This is a genomic window from Phormidesmis priestleyi ULC007, assembly GCF_003003695.1.
Lineage (GTDB): Bacteria > Cyanobacteriota > Cyanobacteriia > Leptolyngbyales > Leptolyngbyaceae > Phormidesmis_A > Phormidesmis_A priestleyi_A.
In genome coordinates this window covers 1-6,643 of sequence record NZ_PVWG01000087.1, presented here as the reverse complement: position 1 = coordinate 6,643, position 6,643 = coordinate 1, and the positions used below count along the sequence as shown (strand labels likewise).

Below are 6,643 nucleotides of genomic sequence, written 5' to 3'. Positions count from 1 at the left end.
TGGCGATTTACCACCGCAGATGCTCGCGTCAAACTGAAGCGGCTTTATCCCTCAATTCAACCTTGACTCTCTACTAGTGCTTAAGTACTTTCCTAATTTAGAGTGGCGAGGCTTCGATGATTTACCCGTCGCAAGCACTGTATCAGGTTGGTCGATGAGTGTCTGTGCTTCCTTTCTGCCTGAAGCATCGCGCCACTTCGATCCGAGCATTACTGTTTCTGCTTATGCTGATGGCACCTTTAGCGCAGAGCTTTATCTAACCGACTCTACAGGGCTTCAGAGTTGGATTGATGATGAGACATTAGAGGGTGTTCTGAGAAGCTTGAAAGGGCAGATAGAGGCGATCCGTGAAATCATGTCTTATGCGTTGGCTGAAAGATTAGAAGGAGAAACGACCGATGCCAGTGACCGGAAAACTTGAACTCACCATCAAAATTAGCGAACTACCAAACGCCACCACGGTTGAGAATGGCTGGAAGTCCTTTGATATAGACTGCGAGGGTCAAATCATCTCTGTCACGCTCAAACCCAAAATGTTTAAGAAGCTGGAGGACGCTCAAGCAAACTTTCCGATGTGGGTCGCTGCCGTCGCGGGCAAGATGGGGCAACCGACCGAAAAGGGTTTTGTGCTGGCAGAGCCAAACATACAAGTCTTTGAGAAAAAACCTAAAGAACCTGCTACAGCAGGATAGGAGAGGGATTGACCGAAATTAAGTTGATGTTGCGAGGGAGGAATCGCCATGATTCAGGCACTAGAAAAACCAATTTCGTTTGATGAATTTATCGAGTGGCTGCCAGAGGCGACCGATCGCCACTATGAATTGCGCCGGGGGACTATTGTTGAGATGCCAAAGGCCAGAGGCAAGCATTCTGATATTGCAGGGTGGTTAATGGTGAAGTTAGGAGCTGCGATCGAGCGTGCGAACTTGCCCTATTTCACGCCTAGGGAGTGCATTATCAAAGCTGACGAGGGTGATTCTGGCTACGAACCCGATGGGATTGTTCTCGACAGACTGACGATCGCAGATGACCCACGCTGGGAAAAAGAATCAGTAGTCGAGAACGGTGCCTCTATCAAACTGATCATCGAAGTCGTCAGCACCAATTGGCGCGATGACTATGGGCACAAATTTGTAGACTATGAAGCCCTTGGCATCCCTGAATATTGGATCGTTGACTATTTAGGGTTAGGTGGAAAACGGCATATCGGTACCCCTAAACAACCGACGCTCTCAGTCTGCGAGCTGGTAGACGGAGAATATCAAATCACACAGTTCCGAGAGAGCGATCGGGTTCTCTCTCCCACGTTCCCAGACTTGCAACTAACGGCTGATCAAATTTTGAGGGCTGGCAGATGAGTGAGAACTTCTCAAATCCACTCCCTTCACGGGTACAGGTAAACATGACTCCTCACACCCATCTACAAAAGAATTTGTCATGAATCGATCGCGGATCAGAGAAAATGTCCTGATACACTTAATCTCACGTCAAACCGGTGAGAGACATTCCATGACGCACCCAGTTTCCACCCTTGTAAAGCGAGAGGTCACCATCGTGTTCTAGCACCCCTAGAAGCCAAAAACCCCCACTGCTACAAACAGAGAGGGCTTTGAAGGCTCAAAATATTAGCTTGAATAACGGGAGGCGGGGACGCTAACTTGAAGGCTTTGGTCGGCTAAGAGTTAGGTTCCTGACAGTGCCATGTGTTTATTATGCCTCATTTGTCTCGAATGGCAATAGACTTTGCTGTGCATTTTTGAGCATTTAAGCCTGGTTCTCTCTCCCGTCCCTTCATTTCCAGGGCAGAGAGCGATGGAATTTCAATGACTTTTTAAGGCGCTAGTTCGCACCATTCCTGGCTCTCTGTCCCCCCCATCCCTTTTGGACAGAGAACTCATGCTGATTCATCCACCCTCATCTGCATCCGCTCGACGCGGCAGATTTACCTCGACTAACCGCGGCAATCCGTGTGAGATTTGCGGCGACCTCACTGGAAAATGTCGGCAGATCAACGACCTCCATCTTTGTATGACGGTCGATGCTGGCGACGCTCCCCCGGGCTTCAAATTCATCGGACTCACTAAAGACCAGCTCTGGGGCAAATTCGTGCTCAATGATGGACGCACGGCTACCGCCCAGTGGACAGCTCATGTCCAATCGCACCCGCGCCGCAAACGATCCCAACCAGACCCACAGCCCGGATCACCTCTCCCGCTCAGTGCCGAAGCCCGCAACCAGTCCTATCGCCCACTACTCGACTCCCTCTCGCTGCACCCTGAAGACCGCGCAGAGTTACATCGCCGGGGATTGACCGATGCTCAAATCGCAGCCTGGGGCGTGAAATCCGTCGAGCAGTGGCAGCGCCTCAATTTCCCGTTGCCGGTTACCCTTCCTGGAGTCAGTCTCGATGGCTTCAGCCTCAACTGCCAACCCGGGTATCTCTGCCCGATTCTCGATGTCCACGGGCACCTAGTCGGCTTTCAACTCCGCCTCCGACTCGCAGACGACGGCGGACGGTACCGCTGGCTCACCAGCGCGACGAAGACCCGACCAGAGGGATCTACTCCCCACTTGCCCAATGGCGAACTGCCGCTGGCGGTGCATCGACCCACTCAAATTCTGCGGCACGTCATCGCACTGGTCGAGGGTGTGGGGGCGAAGCCGTTCATCACCGCTCAGCGTCAGGGGCAAATCACGATTGGAGCTGCGGGCGGACAGTTCGCCAGTAGTCCCAACACTCTCAAAGCGACGCTTGAGGCGTTGGCGCTCGAACTCGGCACCCAGACGATCGAGTTTTACCCCGATGCTGGAGCGGTGCAGAACCGTCAGGTGATGCGGCAATATCGCGCCACTTGGAAGCTTCTGCGAACGTGGGGCTACCAGGTTCAAATTGCCTGGTGGGGTCAAACGACCAAAGCCAGTCCTGACATTGATGAACTCGGAACCGATGCCTCAATTCGCTGGCTCTCAACCGCTCAGTTTGAAGCGACCGCTCATCCCACCTTCGATTGGTTAGAGCGGATTCGACGAACCTTACACCAGAAACCACAGCCCACCCAATCGGCGGCTGCCTTAAGAGCGATTTTGATGGAGCGGCAACGCTCCGAGTATGCCCCGGGTCAACGCCTCTCAGTTTGGCAGGATGCCCTTCGGTTGGGTTACCGCTACATTCTCGATACCTCACCCCCAGGCTCGGGCAAATCCTACGATGCGGGTCGAGTAGACCCTGCCAGCTTCGAGGTCAAGCAAGTTATTTATGCCTCTGACCAGCACCGCAATCCCACCGTCACTACCCTGGCTCAGGAGAACGGCTGGATTGACCTCGAAGCTCGACACGGGGGATTGGTGCAAGAAGTGACCCCAGGTGGAGGGGTGCGCCTCAAGCGAGTAGGTCGCCAGGAGACTCCCAATTTGCCTGCCAACTGTAGCCGCCATCAGTTGCTCGGTGCCCTGCGACTCAAGCACGTTCAGGGGTCAGATACCGCGTCTCTCATTTGCAGCACTTGCCCGTTGAGAGAACCTTGCACTCATGCCGAGGGTCCGGGCTATGGGTTTCTCAATCAGCGCCGCTCTGCCTTGTCGTCTCCCAAGCTGCGGGTTCACTTGGACAGTTTGCCCGACCCGAGCGACTATTCGCTAGCAGACACCTTGCTCCTAGTCGATGAACCGGGGCAGAACTTCCGTGTCAAGCAAGACCTCCGGGTGACGTTGCCTGATTTGGAGCAGACGATTCTCAGGTTGATGGAAGTTCCCACGCTCTTTGAGGCGCTCCAACCTCTCTTGGTAGCGCTCATTCCCTTACTCGATGGCTCGACCAAACTCGGCAAGTTTGGTATGGCTCACCCAGAATTAGTCGCCCGATTGCCCCAACCGACGATCGATCTGACAGAACTGAGGCACGTCTTGTATCCTGACTTGAGCTTTCTCAACACCACGGCGGAACACGGGGTAGACTTAGCCGATTTACCCCGCCACCTCCGCAAGAAGTTTTCTGAGCGAGATCCCGAACTCGCCAACCTGGCACAGCAGCGCGTGCTCAAGCAGTGGCTTCCTGATTTGCTCCAGATTCTAAACGGCACTCATCCGGGAGCTTCAATGCGGCTTAGCCAGGAGGGACTCATCCTCACCCAGTCCGACTCGCGCCATCGCTCCATGATGGAGGCGGCGAAAGCGATAATCTTTCTCGATGGCACGCTGCACCCAGGCGACTTAGCGCTGAAGCTCGGCTGCTCGATCGAGGAGATTTTTGTCTGTCAGCAATCGGTGCCCCCGTCCCCGCATCTCACCCTGATTCAAGTGACCGATCTTGGACGACTGGGGATGCAGCGCGGCAACGAACAGCAGCGCCGAGCTAGTGAGATCGTGACGCATTATCAGCAGCAGGATGCCACAACGAAGGTAATCGACTTTAAGAAGTTTGCCAGTGAGGGCACGGGCTGCTGGTGGCGCGATAGCCGGGGCATTAATGATTTTGAGCAGACGACGCGCTTGATTTTGGTTGGCACACCCTGCCGCAATGTCGCGGACTTGCAGGCGGAATATGCGGTGCTGGTCGGGCAGTATCCCCAGGATGACGAGGCTCTGTTTCGGGCTTATGTGGATCGCTCGATTCTGTCTGAGTTCCATCAAGCCATTGGGCGACTCCGCGCTCATCGCCGAGCAGAAACGCCGCTGGAAGTCATCCTCCTCACCGACTTTGAACTAGATGGTCCGACGCAGCCCGTTAAGGCTTCGGACATCACCCTCAACGCCAGTACGAAGCGAGAGCGGTTTTTTCTCGCTGTGCAAGCGGCGATCCAGCAGCTTAAAGCCATCGGCACGAAAATCACTCAGCGGGCGATCTCGGTGCTGATCCCGTATAGCCAGCAGTACATCTCGCAGCACTGGGCATTACTACAAACACTATTAGAGAGTTCCAATAGCAAAACTAGTCAAAATCTAGATTCTGATTCTCAAGAGGTTTGCGCCTTGGTTGCTCCGGTATTGGAGACCGCGATCTCCGAGTGTGAAACATCCGCACAGGTATTGGAAACGGTGACTGAGATCTTTTATGGGTGGCTAGAGCCGGTGGAATGGATAGAGGTCTGGCAATCGTTGAATGCAGCAGTCCAAGTGAATATCCTCATAGCCTTGCTGCTGAGGCTTCCCAGAGAGCAAATTAAACCTTTGCAGTCCTTGATCAATGAATAAATCTGCCTCAATCTATTGAAACCGTAGTTGGTATTGCTTCACCTTCAAGGAGTATCTACATCGGGTTTTGAGTTCAGTTTGAGATGTTCTTGTTCGCAGTTCGCTGCATCCAGCAGTACAAGATTCCTAATCCTACTCTAGGAGTTTCTTCAATAGCTGCTTCTCTTGAGACGAAAGCTGTTGCAGAATGCCGTGTAAGCGCCGCGGAGTATCGGTTTTATCAGATTGAGTATCCCACCATCCAGCCGCTTGCACTGTTTTTTCGGAGGCTGTCATCTCATTGTAGGTACGATCTCCCTCTGAGATTGAGTTGCCAATCATCTTGTGGAATGCCGCTCGCTTCTCGGGATTGCCATAACGACGCTCATGGGTAATTCCATTGTTCCGGTAGAAATGAGGGTTTGTCTGACGCGGTTCTAGACCCTCAAATAGGAGATGTCCCATTTCTCCCAGGTTGGCACTGGCATTAAAAGCGGCTGTTTTCACTAAGCTTGTGAGATTTCCCGGACCCAATGGTAACCCAACCGAATCTTTACCAGTCGTGCCTCCTAAGCTTAAGAAAACAAACTGTTGTTTCAGGCGTTCAGGAATTTGCAGCCGTGACTCAGGAATAGCTTGCAGCTTTTTCAATTTTCGCTCCAAGCGAACAAACTCCCGGCTGGATTGCCCGTTAGCTATAGCTATGCTCTCCATTTGTTGAGGGATGTCCTGCATTTTGGATGCCAACAAATCTGGTGGATAATGGGCAAACTTCAACCAGGATTCTACAGACTCACTTGCCGTTTCGACCTGGTGCAAAAAATTAGGGCGGTAGTGATCTAGCCAATAATCTAGATCGGTAATCACTGGGGTGGGAAACACATCCACTAAACGAAAGTCTCGGTCATCACCAGTTTTGTTATCGTCTGGTCTCAAACGGACGCGATACCCCTCTTCACGGATTAGGGTTCGACCCAACTCCAACTCGCGAATTTCTCGTTGTCGCAATGGGCAATAGGTTAAAAAAGCAATGATCAAATACCGTTGCCAGGCGCGAGTAATCGCCATTTGCGAGCGCCGGCAGTGATTATTTCGATAGGGAGCGCAACAGGAGCGGTGATACTCCACGATCGCCACGGCCTGATCAAAACTCATTAGTTTTAATTCTTTCTTATCCTCCATCGGAGAAGGTTGCTTTGAATATTTTCTATTCAAGGAATTGAGATAAGCTCGAATCTGTTCAATTAGATCCACATCACGATATAAGGATCGTTTAGACTGAGCAGCATATTTCCACTTCGCGAGCGCCAAGGGAGCTTTTACGATCGTGGTGGCCCACCCATACGAATTCCCCCGACGATTAATGCCCCAAGCGACAAATTCCTTAATTAGTCCTAAGAGGCTGTTTGAAAAGTAATAAGCGGTCAAATTTTACGCCAATCGTCTCACCATGAGCCGAATCATGGCAAGGTAG

5 protein-coding genes are annotated in these 6,643 nt (G+C 52.3%); 4 read left to right on the top strand and 1 reads right to left on the bottom strand.

Annotation, left to right across the window (positions count from 1 at the left end; all coding sequences use genetic code 11):
* The first annotated feature begins 154 nt into the window (after positions 1-154).
* The 4 genes from C7B65_RS26405 to C7B65_RS26390 all read left to right on the top strand — a co-directional run bounded on the left by C7B65_RS26405 (position 155) and on the right by C7B65_RS26390 (position 5,190).
* Positions 155-421 carry a hypothetical protein gene (locus C7B65_RS26405; RefSeq protein ID WP_073075307.1) on the top strand — a complete coding sequence of 89 codons (267 nt, stop codon included), beginning with the start codon at positions 155-157 and terminating at the stop codon, positions 419-421.
* Entirely contained in the window at positions 399-692 is a 294-nt protein-coding gene (locus tag C7B65_RS26400; RefSeq protein ID WP_073075308.1) for a fertility inhibition FinO-like protein, read from the top strand. The genes C7B65_RS26405 and C7B65_RS26400 overlap by 23 nt, the downstream gene beginning before the upstream one ends.
* Positions 693-740: 48 nt before the next feature.
* A complete protein-coding gene (locus C7B65_RS26395) occupies positions 741-1,358 on the top strand; it encodes a Uma2 family endonuclease (protein ID WP_073075309.1) in 618 nt (205 codons plus the stop codon).
* Between the two features lie 538 nt (positions 1,359-1,896).
* Positions 1,897-5,190 carry a hypothetical protein gene (locus C7B65_RS26390; protein WP_223257533.1) on the top strand — a complete coding sequence of 1,098 codons (3,294 nt, stop codon included), beginning with the start codon at positions 1,897-1,899 and terminating at the stop codon, positions 5,188-5,190.
* A 132-nt stretch (positions 5,191-5,322) separates the two neighbouring features.
* Here the strand turns inward: C7B65_RS26390 and C7B65_RS26385 are convergent, their stop codons facing one another.
* Positions 5,323-6,324: a hypothetical protein gene (locus tag C7B65_RS26385; RefSeq protein ID WP_143162131.1), complete on the bottom strand. Its 1,002-nt coding sequence runs from the start codon at positions 6,322-6,324 to the stop codon at positions 5,323-5,325.
* Between the last annotated feature and the right edge of the window lie 319 nt (positions 6,325-6,643).